This is a genomic window from Bacillus sp. SIMBA_031, assembly GCF_046535225.1.
GTDB classification, from domain to species: Bacteria; Bacillota; Bacilli; order Bacillales; family Bacillaceae; genus Bacillus; species Bacillus velezensis.
The window spans coordinates 1-261 of record NZ_JAWRXC010000380.1; the positions used below are offsets into that span (position 1 = coordinate 1).

At 64.8% G+C, this 261-nt stretch carries 1 protein-coding gene; it reads left to right on the forward strand.

What is annotated here, in order from left to right; genetic code table 11:
* The coding region (locus tag SB724_RS20715; protein ID WP_410572812.1) for a glycosyltransferase at positions 1 to 261 on the forward strand (261 nt) is incomplete at both ends.

The window sequence follows — 261 nt, forward strand, 5'->3', positions numbered from 1 at the left end:
GATGCATCCATGAAAATCTCCATGGTCTCCGAACACGCCAGCCCGTTGGCGGCGTTGGGCGGCGTCGACGCCGGCGGACAGAACGTCCACGTGGCAGCACTGTCCTCCAGTTTGGCCGAGCGCGGCCACAACGTCACCGTCTACACGCGCCGTGACGATCCGGATCTTCCTGCAAAGGTGCAGGTGGGAACTGGGCTCACCGTGGTCCATGTCGACGCCGGACCTGCCCGCCGCATCCCCAAGGATGACTTGCTGCCGTTC